General features: G+C 63.9%; 18 protein-coding genes and 1 tRNA gene. 11 read left to right on the top strand and 8 right to left on the bottom strand.

All coding sequences use genetic code 11. The features are described from left to right. The first annotated feature begins 1 nt into the window (after position 1). The 4 genes from PCE31107_RS22220 (at position 2) to mdtD (ending at position 5,607) form a co-directional block, all read left to right on the top strand. Positions 2 to 1,231: a CaiB/BaiF CoA transferase family protein gene (locus PCE31107_RS22220; protein ID WP_150610687.1), complete on the top strand. Its 1,230-nt coding sequence runs from the start codon at positions 2 to 4 to the stop codon at positions 1,229 to 1,231. Between the two features lie 306 nt (positions 1,232 to 1,537). Then, positions 1,538 to 3,409, top strand: a complete 1,872-nt coding sequence (locus PCE31107_RS22215; RefSeq protein WP_150610686.1) for a glycoside hydrolase family 15 protein — start codon at positions 1,538 to 1,540, stop codon at positions 3,407 to 3,409. Between the two features lie 114 nt (positions 3,410 to 3,523). Next, a complete protein-coding gene (locus PCE31107_RS22210; RefSeq protein WP_150610685.1) occupies positions 3,524 to 4,012 on the top strand; it encodes a FlxA-like family protein in 489 nt (162 codons plus the stop codon). 149 nt (positions 4,013 to 4,161) lie between these two features. Next, complete coding sequence (gene mdtD / locus PCE31107_RS22205; protein ID WP_130025400.1) at positions 4,162 to 5,607, top strand: multidrug transporter subunit MdtD; 1,446 nt, start codon at positions 4,162 to 4,164, stop codon at positions 5,605 to 5,607. 9 nt (positions 5,608 to 5,616) lie between these two features. On the opposite strand, the gene PCE31107_RS22200 is transcribed toward mdtD, so the two are convergent. From PCE31107_RS22200 to PCE31107_RS22180, 5 genes are all read right to left on the bottom strand, one after another. After that, positions 5,617 to 6,873 (bottom strand): ABC transporter substrate-binding protein, encoded by a 1,257-nt coding sequence (locus PCE31107_RS22200; RefSeq protein ID WP_150610684.1) that lies wholly within the window; start codon positions 6,871 to 6,873, stop codon positions 5,617 to 5,619. A gap of 160 nt (positions 6,874 to 7,033) precedes the next feature. Next, positions 7,034 to 7,690: a PqiC family protein gene (locus tag PCE31107_RS22195; RefSeq protein ID WP_174966757.1), complete on the bottom strand. Its 657-nt coding sequence runs from the start codon at positions 7,688 to 7,690 to the stop codon at positions 7,034 to 7,036. Positions 7,691 to 7,704: 14 nt separating this feature from the next. Continuing rightward, the gene (locus PCE31107_RS22190; RefSeq protein ID WP_130025402.1) at positions 7,705 to 9,369 is read right to left on the bottom strand and encodes a PqiB family protein; all 1,665 of its coding nucleotides are present in this window, start codon (positions 9,367 to 9,369) and stop codon (positions 7,705 to 7,707) included. Next, a complete protein-coding gene (locus tag PCE31107_RS22185; protein ID WP_150610682.1) occupies positions 9,362 to 10,006 on the bottom strand; it encodes a paraquat-inducible protein A in 645 nt (214 codons plus the stop codon). The genes PCE31107_RS22190 and PCE31107_RS22185 overlap by 8 nt, the downstream gene beginning before the upstream one ends. Then, positions 10,003 to 10,647, bottom strand: coding sequence for a paraquat-inducible protein A (locus PCE31107_RS22180; RefSeq protein ID WP_246181938.1), 645 nt, complete (start codon positions 10,645 to 10,647; stop codon positions 10,003 to 10,005). The genes PCE31107_RS22185 and PCE31107_RS22180 overlap by 4 nt, the downstream gene beginning before the upstream one ends. A gap of 206 nt (positions 10,648 to 10,853) precedes the next feature. Between PCE31107_RS22180 and fdnG the strand changes: the two genes are divergently transcribed. The 7 genes from fdnG to PCE31107_RS22145 all read left to right on the top strand — a co-directional run bounded on the left by fdnG (position 10,854) and on the right by PCE31107_RS22145 (position 20,150). Next, positions 10,854 to 13,922: a formate dehydrogenase-N subunit alpha gene (gene fdnG / locus PCE31107_RS22175; protein ID WP_150610681.1), complete on the top strand. Its 3,069-nt coding sequence runs from the start codon at positions 10,854 to 10,856 to the stop codon at positions 13,920 to 13,922. 9 nt (positions 13,923 to 13,931) lie between these two features. After that, complete coding sequence (fdxH, locus tag PCE31107_RS22170; RefSeq protein ID WP_150610680.1) at positions 13,932 to 14,882, top strand: formate dehydrogenase subunit beta; 951 nt, start codon at positions 13,932 to 13,934, stop codon at positions 14,880 to 14,882. 2 nt (positions 14,883 to 14,884) lie between these two features. Further along, positions 14,885 to 15,532 (top strand): formate dehydrogenase subunit gamma, encoded by a 648-nt coding sequence (locus PCE31107_RS22165; protein WP_150610679.1) that lies wholly within the window; start codon positions 14,885 to 14,887, stop codon positions 15,530 to 15,532. Between the two features lie 51 nt (positions 15,533 to 15,583). Further along, complete coding sequence (fdhE, locus tag PCE31107_RS22160; protein WP_150610693.1) at positions 15,584 to 16,612, top strand: formate dehydrogenase accessory protein FdhE; 1,029 nt, start codon at positions 15,584 to 15,586, stop codon at positions 16,610 to 16,612. Positions 16,613 to 16,630: 18 nt separating this feature from the next. Then, a complete protein-coding gene (gene selA, locus PCE31107_RS22155; RefSeq protein WP_150610678.1) occupies positions 16,631 to 18,061 on the top strand; it encodes an L-seryl-tRNA(Sec) selenium transferase in 1,431 nt (476 codons plus the stop codon). Next, positions 18,058 to 19,968 carry a selenocysteine-specific translation elongation factor gene (selB, locus tag PCE31107_RS22150; protein WP_150610677.1) on the top strand — a complete coding sequence of 637 codons (1,911 nt, stop codon included), beginning with the start codon at positions 18,058 to 18,060 and terminating at the stop codon, positions 19,966 to 19,968. Before selA ends, selB begins: the two co-directional genes overlap by 4 nt. 86 nt (positions 19,969 to 20,054) lie before the next feature. Continuing rightward, positions 20,055 to 20,150, top strand: a tRNA-Sec gene (locus PCE31107_RS22145). Positions 20,151 to 20,373: 223 nt separating this feature from the next. On the opposite strand, the gene cynS is transcribed toward PCE31107_RS22145, so the two are convergent. Genes cynS through ntrB form a run of 3 tightly spaced genes read right to left on the bottom strand, consistent with a single transcriptional unit; the run spans position 20,374 to position 22,645 of the window. After that, on the bottom strand, positions 20,374 to 20,823 hold the full coding sequence (cynS, locus tag PCE31107_RS22140) for a cyanase (RefSeq protein ID WP_130025411.1): 450 nt from the start codon (positions 20,821 to 20,823) through the stop codon (positions 20,374 to 20,376). Positions 20,824 to 20,856: 33 nt separating this feature from the next. Next, positions 20,857 to 21,786, bottom strand: a complete 930-nt coding sequence (locus PCE31107_RS22135) for an ABC transporter ATP-binding protein (protein WP_130025412.1) — start codon at positions 21,784 to 21,786, stop codon at positions 20,857 to 20,859. After that, positions 21,776 to 22,645: a nitrate ABC transporter permease gene (gene ntrB / locus PCE31107_RS22130; protein WP_150610676.1), complete on the bottom strand. Its 870-nt coding sequence runs from the start codon at positions 22,643 to 22,645 to the stop codon at positions 21,776 to 21,778. Before ntrB ends, PCE31107_RS22135 begins: the two co-directional genes overlap by 11 nt. Position 22,646 lies beyond the last annotated feature (1 nt).

Genomic DNA, 22,646 nt, shown 5'->3' with positions numbered 1-22,646 from the left:
CATGACCGATACCGTCAAACCGGCAGGCGGGCCGTTGCAGGGCGTCAAGGTGATCGAGCTGTCGCACATCATGTCCGGCCCGGTGTGCGGCATGATGCTGGCCGACATGGGCGCCGACGTCATCAAGGTCGAGAAGATGGACGGCGACGACGCCCGTCGTTTTGCGCCGATCCTTCCGCACGGCGAATCGGCGTCGTTCATGATGCTCAATCGCAACAAGCGTGGCATCGCGCTCAATCTCAAGACGGAGGGCGGCTGCGCGGTGTTGCGCGAGATGCTGGCGAGCGCCGACGTCGTCACCGAAAACTATCGCAAGGGGACGATGGAGAAGCTCGGCCTTGGTTACGAGACCCTGCGCGCAGCCAATCCGGCGCTCATCTATTGCTCGATTTCCGGCTATGGACGCACTGGCCCGTACGCCGACAAAGGCGGCTTCGATCTGATCGCGCAAGGGCTCTCAGGCTTGATGAGCGTGACCGGCGAGCCGGGCCAGGCGCCCATCAAGGCGGGCTCGCCGATTGCGGATATCAACGCGGGCATTCTGGCGGCGCTCGGCATCTCGGCGGCGTACGCACATCGACTGCGCACGGGGCAAGGGCAGATCGTCGACACGTCGCTGCTCGAAGCGGGATTCCAGCAGATGTACTGGGCGGCGGCCAACCTTTTCGCGAGCGGCGAGAATCCGCCGAAGCTTGGCTCGGCGAATCCGACGAGCACCCCCTATCAGGCGTTTCGCACGCAAGACGGGTGGATCAATATCGGCGCGGCCAATCAGGCGAACTACGAGCGGTTGCTGCAGGTGCTCGACGCCCCGGAGATCGGCGGTGATCCGCGTTTCGCCACCAACGCCGGGCGCACGGCGCACCGTGCCGAACTCGTCGAGCGCCTCACGGCGTACCTGATGCGCGACACCACCGAGCGCTGGGTCGAACGGCTCGACGCCGTGGGCTTGCCGGTCGGTCCGGTGTTGTCGATCTCCGAAACGGTAACGCACCCGCAGATCGTGGCGCGCGAGATGGTGGTGGAAACCGTGCACCCGCTGGACGGCCCGACACGCAGCATCGGTCTGCCGATCCGCTTCTCCGAGACGCCGAAACGCACGGGCGGTCCCGCGCCGCGGCTTGGCGAACATACGTGCGAGGTGTTGATGGCGTATGGCTTCGACACGACGCGGATTCGCGACTTGATCGCGCAGGGGGCGGTGCATGCGCTGGAGGACCGGCACGCGTGACTGCATGACGTACGCCGCCCGTCGGCGATGCGGATTCTCCGCGTGTTGAGGCGCGGCACAGAACTTCCCTCCCGGTGGCCGGTCGGTTTTAGACTGGCGCACGACAGGCCACCGATCAATCCGACCCGACGCCCAACGTCGACAGGAGGGAGCGCATGACTTCTGGCAGTATTTCCGGCAATCGTCCCTGCCCGTCGCCGGCCCGATGGTCGCGCCTTGACCACGCGCGTAACATAGGGCTTCACTCGCTTGCGCGCCATCGTCTGCCGATGGGCGCGCTGTTCCTCTTCCCTTCGCGAGGTGAGCATGCCGGCACGTATTGAAGATTACGCAATGATTGGCGACTGCCGAAGCGCTGCGCTCGTCGCGCGCGACGGCTCGATCGACTGGCTCTGCTGGCCGTATTTCGATTCGCCCGCGTGTTTCGCGGCGCTGCTTGGCGGCCCGGAGCATGGCCGGTGGAAGCTCGCCCCCGACGATCCTCGCGTGACCTGTACGCGTCGTTATCACGACGACACGCTGATTCTCGAGACCCGCTTCGAGACGGTGGAGGGCTGCGTCGCCGTGATCGACTTCATGCCGTTGCGCGACGGCGCGGCCGACCTTGTGCGGCTGGTCAAGGGCATCCACGGAACGGTGACCATGTCGATGGAGTTGATCCTGCGCTTCGACTATGGGGCGTCGGTGCCGTGGTCGCGTCGGCTCGACGGCGACGATCCCACCGGGCCGGGGATGCGGCTCATCGCGGGACCCGACAAGGTCGTGGTGCGCACCCCCATCGAGATTCAGGATGTGCCGGGCAGTCTGCGCGCGCGCTTCGATGTGAAGGCCGGTGACACCGTGCCGTTCGTGCTTTCGCGTGTGCCGTCGCATCACGCCGATCCGCGCGAGATCGATCCGCTCGCCGCCCTCGCCGATACCGAGCGTTACTGGCGCACCTGGGCCCACCGCTGCCAGCTCGACGGCCGTTGGGCCGACGCGATTCGTCGCTCGCTCATCGTGCTCAAGGCGCTCACGTTCGTGCCGACGGGCGGCGTGGTGGCCGCGCCGACGACGTCGTTGCCCGAACAGCTCGGCGGCGAGCGCAACTGGGACTATCGCTATTGCTGGTTGCGCGACGCCACGCTCACCTTGCAGGCGCTCATGCTCGGGGGCTACTACACCGAAGCGAACGACTGGAGCGATTGGCTGGTGCGCGCCGTGGCCGGTGCGCCGTCGCAGGTGCAGATCATGTACGGACTTTCGGGCGAGCGGCGTTTGCCCGAGTGGGAGGTCGATTGGCTGCCCGGCTACGAAGGGGCGAAGCCCGTGCGCGTGGGCAATGGCGCGGTCGGGCAGTTGCAGCTCGACGTGTATGGCGAAGTGATGGACGCGTTGCATCAGGCGCGTCTGGGCGGATTGACGCCGGACGAGGCCACCTGGGAGGTGCAGACGAAGCTCGTGGCGCATCTCGAGACGGTGTGGCGCAAGCCGGACGAGGGCATCTGGGAAGTGCGCGGCGGACGCCAGCACTTCACCTACTCGAAGGTCATGGCCTGGGTCGCGTTCGATCGGGCGATCAAGTCGGCCGAGCACTTCGGCTTGCCGGGGCCGATCGACCACTGGCGCGACTTGTGCAAGGAGATTCATGCGGATGTTTGCGCGCATGGCTTCGACACGACGCGCAATGCGTTCATGCAGGCCTATGGTTCCGCGGAAATGGATGCGAGCGTGCTGATGATTCCGCTCGTGGGCTTCCTGCCGGCGAACGATCCGCGCGTGATCGGCACCATCGAAGCGGTCGAGCGCGACCTCATGCACGATGGGCTGGTGCAACGCTATCGCACGAGCCGGGTCGACGACGGCCTGCCGGCGGGCGAGGGCGCGTTTCTCGCGTGCAGCTTCTGGATGGTCGATTGCCTGGTGATGATCGGCCGTCAGCGCGATGCCCGGGAATTGTTCGAGCGGTTGCTGTCGTTGCGCAACGACGTTGGCCTGCTGGCCGAGGAGTACGACACGCATCATGCGCGTCAGGTCGGCAACTTCCCACAGGCGTTTTCGCACATCGCGCTCGTGCACGCGGCCATCCGACTCGAAGCGCTTGCAGACGACGACCGTGCTGATAATTCGGTGGACGAACTAGATGCCGATGACGAAGATCGCTTCGAGCATGTAGGGTATCGCGCGGTCAGGACTTGAGGAGAGGCGGGCGGGGCGGCGTGGGCAAGGCAATTAAAGAAGGCTGCGAAGGGCGCCGTAAATACTTTCGTATCCTTGCTTTATTTTCTTGCTTACGCGGAGTCCCCCCTCTTCATGGCCACGATCATTCCCATCCAGGGCAGTGCGACGTCCAGTCTGCTCGACGTCTGGCAGGCGCATATCCAGCAACAGCAGGCGGACAAGGCGCAGACGTCGAGCGCAGGCACCGCCGACGTTGGCACAGCCAACACGGCGGACAGCACCGGCACGAGCAACATCGACACCCAGCGCGTCTCCGACCTGCGCGACGCGAACAACAGCGCCAAGCGCACCGGCCAGGCGATCGCGGGGAGCGCCTCGGACGCAAGCGGAAGCGGTGGCGTCAGCCCGATCGTCTCCCAGACCATCGCGAAGCTCAAGCAGATGCTCGCCAAGGTGATGGCGCAACTGGATGCCGTGCGCAACGACAACGCCCTCCCGCCCGAGCAGAAGCTCCAGCAAACGACCGCGCTGTCGGCGCAGGCCATGTCGATTCAGGCCCAGATTCAGGCGTTGATGGATCCGACCAAGACCACCGGCACGCGCGTCAATACCACTGCCTGAGTCGTTATCATTGCGTCGGTGACGTGGGACGTTCATGGCCGTCCGGACACATCGGCGTCGGTCAGCCCGTCCGAAGCAGGCTAGAATTCTGCTTTCGCTTAATTCTATTGAGAGACAGGGTTGACCACCGTGTCTCGTCACCACGCCGCATGACGCAAGACAAGACACTCACCGCGCTGCTGTGGATCGTAGCGGCGGGCTTTTTCATGCAGGCGCTCGATACGACCATCGTCAATACGGCACTGCCGGCGATGGCGGCGAGCCTCGGCGAGAACCCGCTGCGCATGCAGCCGGTGGTCGTCTCGTACTCCCTGACGATGGCCATGCTGACCCCGGCATCGGGCTGGCTGGCGGACCGGTTCGGCACGCGGCGCGTCTACTTCGTCGCGATTCTGTTGTTCGTGCTCGGCTCGATCTGCTGTGCGATGGCGCACACGATGACGCAACTGGTGCTCGCGCGCGTATTGCAGGGGGCGGGCGGCTCGATGCTCCTGCCGATCGGGCGTCTCGCGGTGCTGCGCACCTTCCCGGCGGGGCAATATCTGGCGGCGCTCGCGTTCGTATCGATTGCCGGGCAGGTCGGTCCGATGATCGGCCCGGTGCTGGGTGGCTGGCTGGTGCAGGTTGCCTCGTGGCATTGGATCTTCCTGATCAACGTGCCGATCGGCATCGTCGGCAGTCTGGCGGTGCGGCGCTACTTGCCGCGCCCAGTGCGCGACGAGGGCATGGATGCCAGTTTCGACTGGGCAGGTTTCGCGCTGCTTTCGATGGCGATGGTGTCTTTCACACTGGCGCTCGATCACCCGTTCTCCGACAGGGGATGGGGCGTGTCCGTGGGGTTGGCGCTGCTTTGCGTCGTCACGACGCTGGGATATTGGCCGTATGCGCGGCTTCGCGTCGCGCCGCTGTTTCCGCTCGAACTGTTCGCTACGCGGAGTTTCCGCCTGGGGCTGCTGGGCAATCTCGTCGCGCGGATTGGCAGCAGCGCCGTGCCTTTCCTGTTGCCGCTGCTGCTTCAGGTGGCCATGGGGTACAGCCCTCTCGCGTCGGGCCTGATGATGTTGCCGGTCGCCCTGGCGGGCGTGGTGGTCAAGCGCATGGTCACGCCGCTGGTGGAGCGCTACGGCTACACGCGTTTTCTGATGGTCAACACGGCGGTGGTCGGCGGTGCCATCGCGAGCTTCGCGCTGTTCGGCCCGGGGTGGCCGATATGGCTGGGCCTGGGGCAACTGGCGATCTTCGGCGGCGCGAACTCGATGCAGTTCGCCGCGATGAACAGCGTCACCCTGAAGGATCTTGGCACGCGTCGCGCGAGCGCGGGCAACGGCCTGTTCTCGATGGCACAGATGCTTGCGTTGGGACTGGGCGTGACCATCGGCGGCCAGTTACTGGCACTGTTCGGTCAGTTGGCCGGGCAGGCAGGCGAGGGCGGTATGGGCGGTACGGTGGCGGGGTTTCGACTGACGTTCGTATGTGTCGGGCTGATTACGCTCGCGTCGGCGCTGATTTTCCGCCGCGTGGAAGATCCGGCGGCGGGGACCGCCCAAGCCGGTGGCGAGGCGCGACAGGCGTCCGCCACCGATCTCAGGCATTGAGCGCGCGGGTTACTTCTTTACCAGCGCACACTTCGAGTCGGCCAACGGGGCAAACGCCTTGTCGGCCGGAATCGTCTCCAGGATCTTGTACAGATCCCACGCCGACTTTGATTCGGCCGGCGCCTTGACCTGCACCAGCAGCATGTCGTGCACCAGCTTGCCGTCGGCGCGAATGTGGCCGTTGCGGATCACCGGATCGTCGATCTTCATCGACTTGAGCTTGGCCATGACGGCGTCGGCGTCATCCGTGCCCGCCGCCTGAATCGCCTTCAGGTAATTGAGCACGGCGGAATAGACGGCGGCCTGCATCATGGTCGGCATCTTCTTGTGCTGCGCATAGAAGCGCTGGGCGAAGGCGCGCGAGCGCTCATCCTGGTCCCAATAGAAACCGTTGGTGAGGATCATGCCCTGCGCGTTCTTCAGGCCCATGCCGTGCACTTCCGTGATCAGGGACAACAGCGGCGTGAAGACCTGCTTGCCGCCCTGGATCATGTTGAACTGCGACGCCTGTTTGACGGTGTTGAGCGTGTCCGTGCCCGAATTCGCCAGCGCGATCACCTGCGCCCCGGACGTTTGCGCGCGCAGCAGGTACGACGACATATCGGGCGAGTTCACCGGGTGCTTCACCGAGCCCACGACCTTACCGCCCTGGCGCGCGAGAATCTCGCTTGCGTCCTTCTCCAGCGCCTGGCCGAATGCATAGTCGGCGGTAATGAAGTACCACGACTTGAGGCCCCGGCGAAGCAGCGCCTGCGACGTCGAATTCGCGAGCGCGTAGGTGTCGTACATCCATTGCACGCTGTGCGCCGTGCATTGTTCATTGCTGATCGCGGACGAACCCGCGCCGGTCACCAGCGCGATCTTCTTCTTTTCCTCGGCGATACGGTCGACGGCGAGCGCGACGTTCGAGAATGTCAGGTCGGTGATCATGTCGACCTTGTCGCGGTCGTACCACTCGCGGGCGATCGTGGCGCCGGTGTCGGTCTTGCCCTGAGAGTCTGCCGAGATCAATGCGATCGGCGCGCCGAGCACCTTGTGATCGCGCGCGAAGTCGTCGATCGCCATGGTGGCGGCGACCACGCTGCCTTTGCCCGCATTGTCGCTCGACACACCGGACAGATCGGTGAGCACACCGATCTTCACGACGCCGTCTGAAATGCCGCCCGCGGCGGGTTGGGCGGCGCAGACGGCGGGGCCCAGCGCGGTAAGGGTGAACGAAGCGGCGACGGCAATCGCACGGCGCAAGTGGCCGGTAAGGCTAGGCATGGCGTGTCTCCTATGTTCGCGTTGTGACGACCCGCCGTCGGATGACCGGGGTCGCTTAATCTCGAACATATTAAACATCCTGCATTCGTTTGCGCAATGCGTAATCGTGTTCACGCGTGTCGGGATTTCCCGGGGCTTGCGCGCGCCCGCGACACGGCGTTCAGCGCTCGCAGTGCGGCGTGGCGCCCTGCGCGCTTGTGGCAATGGCGTTGCCGATGCCCAACGCCAGCCGGTCAACGAGCTGGCGTTGCGCCGCAACAACTCCATCGATGCCATCCGCGCCCACCGAAGCGGGCGCGGTGCTCGCAAAGCGGCAAGTGAGTACGACGTCGCCCGGCACCCGGCGAACGCTCCACACGGCCGTAAGCGCAGCCTGCTCACCCGGCACCGACTCGAAGCGCTGCACCGACGTCGAGACGCGATACACGGTCAGGCCGTCCGCGCGGGGCAGGCCATAGACGTCCATTGCGCCGAGATGCTGTGTGAGATTGCGTGAGATCGCCGACGTCAGCTCGGTCTTTAGCGGGGCGGCCCAGCGCGATTCCTCCAGAATGTCGACGTGACCGCCACCCCGCGTGACAACGATCTGCGGCCGGTCGACCTGCTCAGGCACGGCGACCGGCGAGACTTCGACCGCATAGCGTGCCGCCGGTGCGTTGGCGCCACTCGTGGCGGCGCTGCCCGTGGGCGTTCCCGTGCCGTCGGTCAGTGTGTAGAAGCGCGACGGCGGCGATGCGCAACCGGCGAGCGTCAAGGCAAGGGCGGCGAGCACGGCGCCGGCCAACGGCTTCGCGCGGCGGCGCGGGCTACGGGTCATGTCGGGCGGCCTCGTCATGGTTGCGGATCCTTGGGTTTGCCGCGCAGCAGCGCCTCGGGATGCTGCTGCAGATAATCGGCCAGCGTGCCCAGCGAGCGCAGGGTCTTTGTCAGTTCCTGCATGGCCTGGCGAACGTCCTGCTGCACCGGGGCGTCTTCGGAGAGGGTGCGCTCGGCAGCGCCGAAGCTCTTCTTCGCCTCGCTCAGCGTGGCCTTCGCCTCGGGCGCAATTTCGCCGTCGAGCTGGCGGAACAGGCCCTGCGCGCTGTCGAGTGTTTTGTCGAGCTTGCGCAGTGACGAATCGAGATTCTGACCAATGCTGTCGAACGGAATCTTGTCGAGCTTGGTCGCGATGTCGGCAATCTGGAGCTGCAACTGGTCGAGCGTGTTGGGCACCGTCGGCATGACGACCACGTTGTCGACTTCCTCGGCGCGGGCGGGCTTGGCGTTCGGGAAGAAGTCGAGCGCCACGTACAACTGGCCCGTCAGCAGATTGCCGGTGCGTAATTGACCGCGCAGACCGCGCGCCACGAGCGAATTCAGAATCTGGCGGCTGGCAAGTTCGTCCGGCGGCAGGTTGTTCTTCGGATCGCGGCGGCGCAGACGATCCGGATAGACTTCGACCGTCACCGGCATGTTGATCTGCTTGGTCGCCTGGTCGAATTCCACGCCGATCGACGTCACTTCACCCAGCGTGATGCCGCGGAAATCCACCGGCGCACCCACCGCCAAACCACGCAGCGACTGCTGGAAGCGGAACACGACCGTCATCGGATGCGTGTCAGGGGCCTTCATGGCGGTGGTTTCATCAGGGGCCAGGCGGAATTCCTGCCCTGCCTTGGCCATCACGCCGGCGCCCGACTCGTTCGGTGCCTGGAAGGCGATGCCGCCGATGACCACCGACGCCAGCGATTGCGTATTGACCTGAAAGCCGCTCGAATCGAGCCGCAAGTCGATGCCGCTCGCATGCCAGAAGCGCGTGTTGGAGCCGACATACTGGTCATAAGGGGCCTGGACGAACACGCGCAGCGTCACGCCCTTGCCGTCCGGGTCGAGCGCGAAGGCTTCGACCTGGCCGACCTGAATGCGGCGGTAGTAGATCGGCGAGCCGATGTCGAGCGAGCCGATGTCGGCCGCATGCAGCACGAAGGGCTTGCCCGGCTGGCCGCTGGAGACGACCGGCGGCACTTCGAGGCCCACGAAATGCTCCGACGATTCCTTCGACTTGCCGGCATCGGCGCCGATATAGGCGCCCGAGAGCAGCGTCGACAGGCCGGAGACGCTGCCGCCGGCCACGCGCGGTCGCACCACCCACCAACGCGAATCCTTGACCGCGAACCGCTTGGCGTTCTGCGTGAGGTCGACCGTCACGCGCACGTGCGACAGGTCGTCGGACAGCTCGATATTCTTGACGGTGCCGATATCGACTTCCTTGTACTTGACCTTCGTCTTCCCGGCTTCGAGGCCTTCGGCCGTCTTGAAATCGATAACGACGCTGGGGCCCCGCTCGATGATCGCCTTGGCGACGAGCGACAGGCCGATCACGGCGGCCACCAGCGGAATGAGCCAGACGAGCGACGGCGCCCAGCGTTTGCGCGGCTCGATGACCGGCGTGGGCAGCTCGCCGGCGCCGGGCGGCGGCGCGGCGTTGGGGGCTTGGGGATCTTTCGGGTCAGTCATGATCGTCCTGTTCGGTATCGTCGTCGCGGATCTGATCCCAGATCAACCGCGGGTCGAACTGCATCGAGGCGAGCATCGTGAGCACGACCACCGCGCCGAACGCCACGATGCCGGGACCGGCCTGGATCACGGCCAGCGACTGAATGTTCACGAGCGCGACCATTAGCGCGACGACGAAGACATCGAGCATCGACCAGCGGCCGATAAACTCGATCATGTGGTAAAGCTTGGTGCGTTGATGCGGGTTCCAACGGGCGCCGCGCTGCGCGGTGAGGCATAGCAGCGACAGCGCAATAAGCTTGAGCATCGGCACGAGAATGCTCGCCGTAAAGACGACGATGGCCAGATCGTACTCGCCGCTGACCCAGAAATAGATCACCCCGCTCATGATCGTGTCACTGGAATTCCCGAGCAGCGAGCGCGTCTGCATCATGGGCAGGACGTTGGCGGGAATGTACAGGATCGCGGCCGCGATCAGCAAGGCCCAGGTGCGCGTGAGGCTGTCTATCTTGCGTTGATGCAGGGCTGCGCCACAGCGCGGGCAGCGCGCGGTCTCGAGCGTTTTGACATAGCGCGAAAGCCGTCCGCAGGCGGTGCACGCGACCAGTCCGGCGTCTTTGGCGGTGAGGTATTTCATCGTGGCACCGTGCGCGATGGCGAGGCGTCGGGCGCGTCCGCATCCGGTGCGTGGTCGATCACGAGCCAGAGATTGCGCAGGTCGTAAGACAACACCATTGCCAGCAACACCGTGAGCGCCCCGAAGGCCCATAACGCGATGCCGGGCAACACGCTGGCCATGGACGAGAGTTTGACCACCGATACCAGGACGCCGAGCATGAACACTTCGATCATGCCCCAGGGCCGGCAGAACTCGATCGCGCGCATCACATGGAAGACGGCGTACGGGCGCCGCCCGACCGAGAGCGGGCCGATCAGATGGACCAGTGCGAGCAATTGCGACAGGGGCGAGAGCACCGTGGTGGTGAAGACCAGCAAGGCGACGAGCCACATGCCTTCGCGATACAGCGCCCAGGCGGCGCCGATGAGCGTGGTGCGCGTGTAGATGCCCTGCACCTCGATCTCGACGATGGGAAACGCGTTCGCGATGGCGAACACGATCAGGCAAGTCAGCGTGAGCGCCAGCACGCGCGACAGGCGCAGGTCGGGGGCGCGGTAAAGCACCGAGTGACAGCGTACGCAGCGGGCCGCCTCGCGCGGGGGCACGTCTGTGCGACGGTGCAGCGTGTCGCAGTTCGGGCATGCCATCAGGTTTGTCACGTCATCTTCAGGGGGCAAGGGGTTCATTCCCGGGGACGGTGACCAAAGTGACGCTCAGAATACCAAATTGTCGAGGAAGTTCCTGCATTGTGCGCTGCAGCGCAACATTCGGCATGGTTTGTGCTGAGTCACGGAAAACCGCAATGGTTTGCTCTATACTCAACGGACTCCCGCAAAGTTTTCGAATATTTGAGGAGATTTCCCCCATGCTGAATATGTCGAGGCGCCAGTTCCTGAAAGTGAGTGGCGCAACATTGGCCGGGTCCAGCCTGGCAATGCTCGGGTTCGCGCCCGACGCGGCGCTGGCGGAAGTCCGTCAGTTCAAGCTGGCGCGTGCGACGGAGACCCGCAACACCTGTCCGTACTGTTCCGTGGCCTGCGGCGTGCTGATGTATAGCTACGGCGACGGAGCGAAAAACGCGCGGAAAAGCATCTTCCACATTGAAGGCGACCCCGACCATCCGGTCAATCGCGGCACGTTGTGTCCGAAGGGGGCGAGCCTCATCGACTTCATCCACAGCCCGAACCGCCTCACGCATCCGGAATACCGCAAGCCGGGATCGGACAAGTGGGAGCGGATGTCCTGGGACGATGCGCTCGATCGCATCGCCAAGCTGATGAAGGACGACCGCGATGCCAACTTTGTCGAGAAGACGGACGACGGCCTGACGGTTAATCGCTGGGTCACGACGGGCATGCTGGCCGCCTCGGCGTCGAGTAACGAAGTCGGCTATATCACGCACAAAGTCATCCGCAGTACCGGGATGCTGGGATTCGACAACCAGGCACGTGTCTGACACGGCCCGACGGTGGCAGGTCTTGCCCCGACGTTTGGCCGTGGTGCGATGACGAACCATTGGGTCGACATCAAGAACGCGGATCTGGTCCTCATCATGGGCGGCAACGCCGCCGAAGCGCACCCATGCGGTTTCAAATGGGTGACTGAGGCGAAGGCGCACAACAATGCGCGCCTGATCGTGGTCGACCCGCGCTTCAACCGTTCGGCATCGGTCGCCGATGTCTACGCGCCGATTCGTTCCGGCACGGATATCGTCTTCCTGGGCGGGCTGATCAATTACCTGCTCACGAACGACAAGATCCAGCACGAATACGTCAAGAATTACACCGATTTCACGTTCCTCGTGAAAGACGAATTCGCGTTCGAAGACGGTATCTACTCGGGTTACAACGCCGAGAAGCGCACTTACGACCGCAGCTCCTGGGACTACCAGAAGGGGGCGGATGGCTACGTCGTCACGGACCCGACGCTGCAACACCCGCGTACGGTGTTCCAGTTGATGAAGCAGCACTACTCGCGCTACACCCTTGAGATGGTCGAGCGCGTGTGCGGCACGCCGGCCGAGAAGATCCAGCATGTCTACCAGTTGATCGCCGAGTGTTCCACGCCGACGCGCACGATGACCATCATGTACGCGCTGGGCTGGACGCAGCATTCGATCGGCTCGCAGATGATCCGCACCGGCGCGATGGTGCAACTTTTGCTGGGCAATATTGGCGTGGCCGGTGGTGGCATGAACGCGCTGCGCGGGCACTCGAATATCCAGGGGTTGACTGACCTCGGGCTGATGACCGACTTGCTGCCGGGCTATCTGACGTTGCCCAAGCAGGCTGAGCAGACCGCCGAGCAGTATCTGGCGGCGCGCACGCAAAAGCCGCTGCGCCCGAACCAGCTCAGTTACTGGCAAAACTATCCGAAGTTCTATGTAAGCCTGATGAAGGCGTGGTGGGGCGATGCCGCAAAGCCCGAGAACCACTGGGGCTACGATTATCTGCCCAAGCTCGACAAGCCATACGACATGCTGCAGGTGCTCGAGCTCATGAACCAGGGCAAGATGACCGGCTACATCGCGCAGGGCTTCAACCCGCTCGCGGCGGGACCGGGCAAGTTCAAGTGGGATCAGGCGCTCGCCAAGCTCAAGTTCCTGGTCGTCATGGACCCGCTGGCCACGGAGACGTCGGAGTTCTGGCGGAACTTCGGCGAGCACAACAACGTGGATTCCAGCAAGATTCAGACGGAGGTGTTCCGCCTGCCGACAACGTGCTTCGCCGAGGAAGACGGCGCGCTGGTCAACTCGGGGCGCTGGCTGCAATGGCACTGGAAGGGGGGCGAGCCGCCGGGTGAGGCGCGCACGGACATCGAGATCATGACGGGGCTGTTCCTGCGTCTGCGCGAGATGTACAAGACGCAGGGCGGCAAATTCCCCGATCCGATTGTCAACCTGTCGTGGCCGTACGCCCGGCCGGAGAGCCCATCTCCCGAAGAACTCGCCAAGGAGTATAACGGTCGTGCGCTCAAGGACCTCGTCGATCCGAAGGATCCGAGCAAGGTCACTCGCAAGGCCGGAGAGCAACTGGCGGGCTTCGCCGAGTTGAAGGACGACGGCAGTACGTCGTCGGGCTGCTGGATCTTTGCCGGCGCGTGGACGCAAGCGGGTAACCAGATGGCACGCCGCGACAACAGCGATCCGACCGGCATCGGGCAGACACTGAACTGGGCGTGGTCGTGGCCCGCGAACCGTCGCATTCTATATAACCGCGCGTCTGCCGACCTTGAGGGCAAGCCGTTCGATCCGAAGCGCAAGCTCGTGTGGTGGAACGGTAAAGCCTGGACGGGCGCTGACGTACCGGACTACAAGGTCGACGAGGATCCGGCGCTCGGCATGAGTCCGTTCATCATGAACTCCGAGGGCGTGGGGCGCTTCTTCGCGAAGGCGAGCATGGCGGAAGGGCCATTCCCCGAGCACTATGAGCCGTTCGAGACGCCGCTCGGGTACAACCCGCTGCATCCGAAGCAGCCGGCGGCCACGAGCAATCCGGGCGCCCGCGTGTTCCCGGACGATCTGGCCAAGATGGGCACGGTCGACAAGTTCCCTTATGTGGGGACGACTTACCGTCTGACCGAGCACTTCCACTACTGGACCAAGCACGCGTTGCTCAACTCGATCATTCAGCCCGAGCAGTTCGTCGAGATCGGCGAAGCGCTCGCAAAGGAGATCGGCATTGCGTCGGGCGACATGGTCAAGGTTTCGTCCAATCGCGGCGTCATCAGGGCGAAGGCGGTCGTGACCAAGCGCATTCGTGCGCTCAAGGTGGACGGCAAGATGATTCACCACGTGGGCATTCCGATTCACTGGGGCTTCAAGGGGCTGACCAAACCCGGGTTCCTCGCGAATACGCTGACGCCGATCGTGGGCGACGCGAATTCGCAAACACCCGAGTTCAAGTCGTTCCTGGTGAAAGTCGAGAAGGCATAAGGGGGCGCCATGGCATTGCAATCACTGGATATCAAACGGCGCTCGGCCACCACCCTGCCATCGCCCTCGGTGCGCGAGTCGTACACGGGCGAGGTCGCCAAGCTCATCGACACGTCGAAATGCATCGGCTGCAAGGCTTGCCAGACGGCGTGCATGGAGTGGAACGACTTGCGCGACGAGGTCGGCACGAACGTCGGCGTGTACGACAACCCCGCAGACCTGACGGCGGATTCGTGGACGCTTATGCGTTTCACCGAGTACGAGAACCCGAAGGGCGACCTCGAGTGGCTGATCCGCAAGGACGGCTGCATGCATTGCGAAGACCCGGGCTGCCTGAAGGCATGCCCGTCGCCGGGGGCCATCGTGCAATACGCCAACGGCATCGTCGACTTCCACGAAGAGGCTTGCATCGGCTGCGGGTACTGCATCACCGGCTGCCCGTTCAACATCCCGCGTATTTCGCAGAAGGATCACAAGGCGTACAAATGCACCTTGTGTTCCGACCGGGTGTCGGTGGGGCTGGAGCCGGCGTGCGTGAAGACGTGCCCGACCGGCGCGATCCTGTTCGGCACCAAGGACGCCATGAAAGATCAGGCGGCCGAGCGCATCGAAGACCTGAAGTCACGGGGTTTCGAGAACGCCGGGCTGTACGATCCGGCGGGGGTGGGCGGCACGCACGTGATGTACGTGCTTCATCATGCCGACAAGCCGTCGCTGTATCACGGTCTGCCGGACAATCCGCGCATCAGTCCGATGGTGACGCTCTGGAAGGGCATCGCCAAGCCGCTGGGCGTGGCCGCCATGGCGCTGACGGCGCTCGCCGGGTTCTTCCACTACATCAAGACCGGTCCGAACGAGACGACCGAGGACGATGAGGCGGCGGCCCGCCGCTACGACGCATCCCGAAAGGGTAACGGTCCCGATGGCCAGAAGAGCGCCGCCACGCACGAGGAGGTCTGACCATGTCGAACGAACGCAGTGATCGTCAGGCGGGCAACGACGATCTGATCGAGCGCTACAGTGCCGGGCAGCGCATTAACCACTGGATTGTCGCGGGCACGTTCATTCTGCTCGCACTGTCCGGGCTGGCGCTGTTCCATCCGTCGATGTTCTGGCTGGCCACGCTGTTCGGTGGTGGATCGTGGACACGGATTCTGCATCCCTTTGTCGGCCTGGTGATGTTCGTCACCTTCGTGTGCCTCGCCCTGCGGCTCGCGCGCTACAACCGGTTCGAATCGCGAGACACCGAGTGGATGAAGAAAATTGGCGACGTGCTGAACAATCGTGAAGAGAATCTGCCGGAAGTCGGGCGCTACAACGCCGGCCAGAAGCTGCTTTTCTACGTGATGGTGTTGTGCATGATCGGGCTGTTGCTCTCGGGCATCGTGATCTGGCGCGCCTACTTCGCGTTCTACTTCCCGATCGGGCTAATTCGTCTGGCTTCCGACGTACACGCGGTGTGTGCATTCGTCTTGATTTGCGGCATCATTACGCACATCTATGCCGCGATCTGGATCAAGGGTTCCGTACGCGCGATGACGCGCGGCACCGTCACCCGCGGCTGGGCGTGGAAGCACCATCGCGCCTGGTACAAGCAGCTCAACAAATGAGTCCGGCCCCGGTGGCCGGGCGCTCTTACGAGGCCGGCTACCTTGCAACGCATCCTTGAACCCGGACAGATCGAGTCGCTCGATCGGACCGCCATCCCCCGTCTACGCATGCCGCAACGCGCCGAAGTTTTCTCGGCGCGCGCGGCACGATTGCGTCAACTGGCCGACGGCCATCCACTCGGCGACTACCTGCGCCTCATGGCCTCGCTGGTCGACGCGCAGCAGCGCGTGCTCGACGCTTTTCAGGCGGAGCGTCCGACGGCCGAGTCGATCGAGCAGGCGCAATTGCACTGCATGCCGCTCGTGCCCGCGAGCGGGGGATACGACGCGGGCCGATGGCAGCCGCTGCTCGCCCGGTTGCTCGATGCCATGTCGGCACTGCCGGACTTGCCCGCGCCGGTACGCGCTGTGCTTGAACGCGTTCGTGCCTCCAGTCCGGCCGCGCTCGACTCGGCGGCGCAATCGTTGCTCGCCGGGCATGGCAAGGGCGTCGATGCCGCCAGCGCGCCGTTCCTGACGGCGGCGCTGCAAGTGCTCTGGACGGGCGTGGCAAGCACGTTCGACGCTGGGGACGTGCCGATGCTCGACGTCCCCAACGTCTGTCCCATGTGCGGCACGCTGCCGGTGGCGAGCGTCGTGCGCATTGGCGGGGCGCATGAGGGCTATCGTTATCTCGCGTGCGGGCTGTGCTCGACCGAGTGGCATATGGTTCGCGTGAAATGCACGCATTGTGAAGCGAGCCAGCATGTCGCTTATCACGTGCTCGACAGAACCGGGGATGCGGCGGCATCGGGGGCGGACCTGCAGGCGGCACATGTCGAAGGGGAGGTTCTCAGGGGTGCCGATGGTCGTCCGGCGCTCGACGACGCGGCCAAGCGCGTGGCGTCATCCCCGATCCGGGCAGAGTCGTGCGACGACTGTCATAGCTATCGCAAGATCTTCTACCAGGACAAGGATCCTTTCGTGGAGCCGGTTGCCGACGATCTCGCGAGCCTGGCCCTCGACGTTCTGATGGGCGAAGCGGGGTACGCGCGCGCCAACGGCAATCCGTTGCTCTGGCAGAACACCGAAACGGCGTAGGGAATTGCGGGGGTGCGGATGGCCGAGCACGATCTTGAGTTTGCGGGGGCGGCGGATCTCCCGTCGCTAGACCGGCTGCTGGGGATGCCCGACTTTCAGGCAGCGTTGGCCGACTTCGGTCGCACGCAGGTGACCGACGCGTTGCGTCGCGATCTCGACGCGTGCCGCGCGGCGGCGCTTGCGGGCACGCTTACACACGACACGCTGGTCCCGGCTGCCTTCGGGGCGCGCGTGACGCGTGCGTTGACCGAGCGCAACCGGGCGGCGCTGCGTCCGGTCTTCAATCTCACCGGCACCGTGCTGCACACGAACCTTGGGCGGGCGTTGCTGCCCGAGGTCGCCGTGGAAGCGGTCATGCAAGCGCTCACGGCGCCGGCCAACCTCGAATTCGATCTTGCAACGGGCGGACGCGGCGACCGCGACGATCTCGTCGCGCCCTTGCTGTGCGAGTTGACGGGCGGCGAGGCGGCAACCGTGGTGAACAACAACGCGGCGGCGGTGCTGCTGATGCTGGCGACGCTTGCGAAGCGCCGCGACGTCGTGGTGTCACGCGGTGAGCTGGTGGAAATCGGCGGTGCGTTTCGGATTCCCGACATCATGACGCATGCTGGCGCGAAACTTGTCGAAGTGGGCACGACCAACCGTACGCATGCGGCCGACTACGGCAATGCCATCGGCGAGAAGACGGCATTGCTGATGAAGGTCCATTGCAGCAATTACGCGGTCACCGGCTTTACCAAGAGCGTTGACGTTGCCGAGGTCGTGCAGATTGCGAAGCCGCACAGCGTGCCGGTGGCGGTCGATCTCGGCAGCGGCACGCTGACGCCGCTGGAGCGCTGGGGGCTGCCGCACGAGACCACCGTGCAGGAGACGATTGCCGCCGGCGCCGATCTCGTGACGTTCTCCGGCGACAAGCTGCTGGGCGGTCCGCAAGCGGGCATGATCGTCGGGCGCAAGGATCTCATCGCGAGGATCAAGAAACATCCGCTCAAGCGAGCGCTGCGCGTGGGCAAGCTCACGCTTGCGGCGCTGGAGCCGGTGTTGCGTCTGTATCGCGATCCCGATCATCTGGCCGAGCGGCTCACCACGTTGCGGTTGCTCACGCGAACGCGCGCCGACATGATGGCGCAGGCGCAGCGTCTGGCGCCGGTGCTCGCGCAGTCGCTGGGCGATGCCTATACCGTGAGCGCCGCGCCGATGGTGAGCCAGATCGGCAGCGGCGCGCTACCGGTCGAGCAGTTGCCGAGTTATGGCTTGACGATCATGCCTGCGGGCGGCAGCAAACGCGGCAGCGGACGTGCGCTGGCAGCGCTCGAAGCCGCGTTGCGCGCGCTGCCGTATCCGGTGATCGGCCGGATTGCCGATCAGACGCTATGGCTCGATCTGCGATGTCTCGAAGCGACTGACGAAGCGCGTCTGGCGTTGCAGTTCGTGGAGCTACGCACATGATCGTGGGCACCGCCGGTCACATCGATCATGGCAAGACGAGTCTCGTTCGCGCGTTGACCGGGGTCGACACCGACCGTCTGAAAGAAGAAAAGGCGCGCGGCATTTCCATCGAATTGGGGTACGCCTACACCCCATTGCCGGATGGCGAGGTGTTGGGATTCATCGATGTTCCCGGCCATGAAAAGCTGATTCACACGATGGCCGCGGGGGCCGTCGGCATTGATTTCGCGCTGCTCGTGATTGCGGCGGACGACGGCATCATGCCGCAGACGCGCGAGCATCTCGCCATTCTTTCGATGCTGGGGGTGAGGCGTGGTGTGGTCGCGCTATCGAAAGCGGATCGCGTCGACGCGGCGCGGCTGGCCGCTGTGACCCAGGAGATTTCGCAATGGCTTGCGAACACGCCGTTCGCCGCGGCCGAGACGGTGCCGGTGTCAGCGACGACGCCGGGCGACACGGGCGTGGCGGCGCTTCGTGAGCAACTGACGCAGGCGGCGCAGGCATTGCACACGTCAGGCAATGCGACGCGTCGCGAGGACGCATTGTTTCGTCTCGCCGTCGATCGTGTCTTCACGCTGGCAGGCCATGGCACGGTCGTGACCGGCACGGCGTTCGCGGGCACGGTGCGCGTGGGGGACAACCTTACCGTGATGCCGCAGGGACTGCCGGTGCGCGTGCGCAGCGTGCATGCGCAGAACCGTCCGGTGGAAGCGGGGCGCGCCGGGGAGCGTTGTGCGCTGAATCTGGCCGGGGTGGAGCGCGACCAGCTTCGGCGGGGCAACTGGATCGTGGCGGCGGGTTTGCCGGGGCCGTCGACGCATGTGGATGTCGAACTGCGCTGGCTTGAAGACGGTGCGCCACTCACGCAGTGGTTTCCGCTGCATGTGCATCTCGGCACGACGCATGGGCAGGCGCGCACGGTACTGCTGGAGGGGGACACGCTGGCACCGGGTGGCACGATGCGCGTGCAATTGGTTTTCGACGCGCCAGTGTGCACGATGCCGGGCGACCGCTTCATCGTGCGCAATCCGCAGGCGACGGCAACGGTGGGTGGCGGGCGGGTGCTCGACCCGGCGGCGCCGGAGCGCAAGCGGCGTTCGGCGACACGGTTGGCGTGGCTCGACGCGGTGGCGCGCTCTCTCGACGGTGAAGGACTGGATGCGCTGCTTGCGCAGTCTGCGTTTGGATTGACGAGCGCGCGGGTCGTAGCGCTCACCGGATTGCCGGCGGGGCAGTGGCAGTGGCCGGCGAACGCGGTGGTGCTGGCGGGGGCGGAGGGCGAGTCGCTCGCGTTCGCCCCTCAGGCGTGGGACGCCGTGCGCACGCGCGTGCTCGATGTGCTTCGCGACTATCATGCGCGCCTGCCGGACGAGCCGGGACTCGATGCGGCGCGGCTGGGCCGCATGACGTGGCCGTCGCTGGACGCGTGGCGTTGGCGCGTCGTGGTGCAGGCCATGTTGCGCGACGGGGCGCTGGCGCGTACCGGGGCGTGGTGGCATCTGCCGACGCACCGCGTGGAGATGACGGACGCGGAGAGTGCGTTGGCCGAGGCGTTGACGCCGCTGCTGGCGCAGGGCCGCTTCGATCCGCCTTGGGTAAGGGATATGGGCCGTGCGTTGAGCGTGCCCGAAGAGCGGGTGCGCACGGTCTTGCGCAAGCTTGCGAGACAGGGACGAGTGCATCAGATCGTCAAGGATCTTTTTTTCGACGACGCGAGTGTCCAGACGCTCGCCGGCATGATCGCCGACGCGGGCGGCAAGGTCGAAGCGGGCGCGTTTCGCGACGCGACGGGCTTGGGACGCAAGCGTGCGATCCAGATTCTGGAGTTCTTCGATCGTGCGGGATATACTCGCCGCGTTGGCGATTGGCATGTGCGGCGCCCCGGGGCGGAATGGGGCGCGGCGTAAAGTAGTCAGGATGTCGAGCTCAGGTGATTCAAGCGATGCTTGAGCCCGTGCATGACGATTTATTTAGTCACATTACGTTGTCCGAAGGAAGGCATCCGTATCCGGTGATGCGGCCGGGCTTCAAACCCGGTTGGGGGCGTCAGCCGCTCCCAGGTCGGTTCGACTCCGGCTGCTTTCCGCCACAAGGCTTTCAGCGATTTTGCGTTCCGGAAATCCGCCGTATTTTTGTTCCGCAAAATACCATCTGCTCCGCAAAATTCACTTCGTGGACTTCGCTTTGTCGCAGCGTCGATTGCGCACGTTGTGCCCGGCCATCACGCGCCAGTTTCAGTCAGGCCGGGCACGGCGCCAATGGCCAGGCCTTAGATGGCCCCGATGAGCGTCATAGGCCTCCCTGCCAGCCGGTCAGTAGGACTTGTACGGCAGGAATTTGCCGGAAAGCACCACGTTGACGCGGTCGCCCTTCGCGTCCGCCTGACGCTGAATGTCCATCGAGAAGTCGATTGCACTCATGATGCCGTCGCCGAATTCTTCGTGGATCAGTTCCTTGATGGTCGTGCCATAGACGTTCACCAACTCGTACCAGCGGTAGATCAGCGGGTCCGTCGGAACCGCCGTCGGCAGTGAGCCCTTATACGGAACGATCTGCAGCCATGCGATGGCCTCGTCGGAAAGCTCGAAGATCTCACCGACGACGGCAGCCTGCTCCCGGCTCAACTGCATTTGACCGAGGCATGCGGCAGTCGTCCACTCCTTGGCCATGCCGACTTTTTCCGCAACATCTGCCCACTTGAGGCCCTTGCGAACCTTCGCCGAGACGATCATCTCGGTAACCTGCGTGCGACTCGAAATCATGTGACTATCCTCGAAAAAACTACCACTGGAAAATTAAGCCGTATTGCCCATGCGGAGCGCGCGGCCTTGATCAAGCTCCGTAACGTTGTCCTGAGATAAGCCTGGACGAACAATTTGCGTCGTTTGATGCGTTTCACGACCGTGTTCAATATCCTGTTGAATCGTGGCGGAGCGTCTCACCAGAAAATCGATAAGATAGTTTCGAATCCGGTAGAACTGAGGATCGTGGACAAGCGTCTCTCGCGTTCGCTCCCGTGGCATCGTATTCACCACAATTTCTGCAAGGCGTGCTCGCGGCCCGTTACTCATCAAGAAGATTCGATCAGCAAGTAAGATCGCTTCGTCGACATCGTGCGTGATCATGAAAACGGTCTGATGCGTCGCCAGGCAGATGCGCAGAAGTTCATCCTGGATCACACCACGCGTGAGCGCATCGAGTGCCCCGAACGGCTCGTCCATCAGAAGCATCTTGGGTGCGACGGAGAATGCACGAGCGATCCCCACGCGTTGGCGCATGCCACCCGATAGCTCCGATGGCTTTTTGTCGATCGCGCGCGTGAGGCCGACCATATCGAGGAAGCGCATTGCGCACTCTTCGATTTGCTGGCGCGTCCAATCCGGATACCGGGAGCGAACGGCGAATTCGACGTTCTGCTTCGCGGTGAGCCAGGGTAGCAACGCATGACCTTGGAACACGACCCCGCGATCGAGGCTCGGGCCTGCAATCTCTCTCCCGCCCATGACGGCACCGCCGCCGCTCGCCTGCTCAAGCCCTCCGAGTACGTTCAAAATCGTGCTCTTTCCGCAGCCGGAGTGACCAATTACGCAAATGAACTCGCCACGATCAATCTTGAATGTCACGTCTTCGAAGACCGGCGGAAGATCGGCGCGATAGCGCTTCGAGAGGTTGTCGACCTCAATGAAAGCACTGCCGCTTGCGGCACGATTGTCATTACTCTGCATAGGTCACCTTCCTTTGCAGGCGGGCAAAAAGTTGATCAAGCAGCATCCCAACCACGCCGATGACGAGCACCGCAAACAGGACATTTGTCAGCGAAAGATTGTTCCACTGGTTCCACAGGAAATAGCCGACGCCCGTTCCCCCGACCAACATCTCAGCAGCCACGATGACAAGCCACGCAATCCCCATCGAGATGCGCATGCCGGTGATGATGGTTGGCGCAGCGGCGGGCAAGACAATCTGCATCGCCTTGCGCAACGGCGAGACTTCGAGAGTGCGGGCAACGTTTAGCCACTCACGTCTTACGTTCGCCACGCCGAACGCGGTATTGATCAGCATCGGCCATAGCGAGCAGATGAAAATCACGAAAATTGCAGAGACAGAGGCGTCCTTGATCGTGTATAGCGCGATTGGCATCCACGCGAGCGGAGAGATCGGCTTGAGCAACTGAATGAATGGATCAAAAGCGCGATATAGCAGCGGAGACATGCCAATCAAGAAGCCCAAAGGGATCGACACGACGACGGCGAGTAGGTAGCCGCCAGCGACACGCAGAAGCGAATGGCCCAACTGAATGCCGATTCCTTTGTCATTGGGACCATGATCGTAAAATGGGTGCGCGAGGTTCTGCGCTGCGACAGCAAAGAACTGTGCGGGTGTGGGGAAACCGTCGTTCTTCGGCTCCGACGATGGGTCGTCGGGCGTCTGCCCCATCAACTGTGCATACTCTTTTTGCTCCGCTGTCATGGGCGCGTGCTGAGCCTGCTTCCCCGCCGTTGTCGCGAATTGCCAGCAAACGAGAAAAATCGCAACCATGGCGAGTGACACCAGTGCAGCTTGCAATCGAATTGAAGACTTCATC

This window comes from Pandoraea cepalis (assembly GCF_902459625.1).
Lineage (GTDB): Bacteria > Pseudomonadota > Gammaproteobacteria > Burkholderiales > Burkholderiaceae > Pandoraea > Pandoraea cepalis.
Note: the sequence above shows the minus strand (reverse complement) of the source record. Positions and strands in the feature narration are given on the sequence as shown.